This window comes from Agrobacterium sp. RC10-4-1 (assembly GCF_014138475.1).
Lineage (GTDB): Bacteria > Pseudomonadota > Alphaproteobacteria > Rhizobiales > Rhizobiaceae > Agrobacterium > Agrobacterium pusense.
On record NZ_JACJIT010000027.1, the window covers coordinates 1 to 1,318 of the forward strand.

The 1,318-nt window shown below is 56.5% G+C and carries 1 protein-coding gene; it reads right to left on the bottom strand.

What is annotated here, in order from left to right; genetic code table 11:
* Positions 1–30 precede the first annotated feature (30 nt).
* Positions 31–1,250, bottom strand: a protein-coding gene (locus FHW77_RS26560) for an IS3 family transposase (protein WP_173615937.1) whose coding sequence is annotated in 2 segments (ribosomal slippage) — positions 31–911 and positions 911–1,250 — 1,221 coding nt in all. Because the reading frame shifts where the segments join, the coding sequence is not laid out codon by codon here.
* Between the last annotated feature and the right edge of the window lie 68 nt (positions 1,251–1,318).

The window sequence follows — 1,318 nt, forward strand, 5'->3', positions numbered from 1 at the left end:
GTGGAGTTGCCCCTTAAAAACCGGACAGGATCAGGTTTCTGTTTGACGGTTTAAGAACTCACGAGGCGAGCAATACCCCAATGCCTTGTGCGGGTGAAGGGTGTTGTAGTGTTCGAACCATGAGGGGAGTTGCGCGATAACGGTTATGGCGTCCGGCAAGGGATTCACCGAGACGTAATCGCGCTTGAAGGTTTTGACGAAGGCTTCGGCCATTCCGTTGGATTGGGGGCTTCGGACGGGCGTCGAACACGGCTCCATGCCGATGTCGATAAGTAGCGACCTGGTGTCCTTTGCGATGAAGCAGGAGCCGTTGTCCGTCAGCCATTCGATTGGCTTTGGAAGGGTATTGATGAGACCAAAGCGGTTCTCAACAGCCGTGATGACAAGGTCCTGGACGTCCTCGCTTTTGATGCCCTCGGTGGTCGCGACATGGGCAATTGCCTCGCGATCACAGCAATCGAGAGCGAAGGCAACGCGGACCTTCTCCTTGTTGTCACAGCCGATTTCAAACCCGTCTGAACACCAACGCAGATTGGATTGCTCGACGGCGACGCGGCCATCGTGGCGACGGGTGTCGATTGCACCCGTATGGCGCTGAAGAAGCATGCCGTGAACCTTCATCACCCGGTAGACGCGTTTGGCATTTGGCCATGGACGGTTTTCGCTGCGGGCTTTACGGCGCAGGATCGCATGGACCCGGCGATATCCGTAGGTCGGCATGTCATCGATGATCGTCTTGATCTCATCCATCAATTCCTGATCAGCCAGCGGCGGCCGCCCTCGGGCTCTGGAAGGACGTTGCTTCACACGTTCCGCAATGTTGGATCGGGCGATACCAAGGGTCTCGCACACCGCCGTCATCGTGAACCGTCCTTCGGCAACGAGAGCGAGCGCAACAGGTGTTTTTTTGACCCTGATGCTATTTCAAGCGCTTCTTTGAGGATTTCGCCTTCCATCGTCTTTTTGCCGAGTAGGCGCTGCAGCTCTTTCACCTGGTTCTGAAGCGCTCTGTATTCGGATGCCGGCACGACCTCTTCCTGCGATGCCGTCGCCGTCAGCGCACCTTGCGCCGCCAATTTACGCCAGGCGAACAACTGGTTCGGCTGAATGCCATGCCGTCGAGCAACGATGCTGACCGTGACGTCAGGCTCATAGGTCTCCTGGACTATCGCCAGCTTCTCCGCTGTCGACCAGCGACGGCGGCGCTCTGGGCCCGACAACACTTCTATCTTAGGGATGTGACTAGTCATAATGGGCACATTACTCCTCACACTTAACAAGTGGGAGATCGCGTCCAGATATTTATGGGGCCACTACA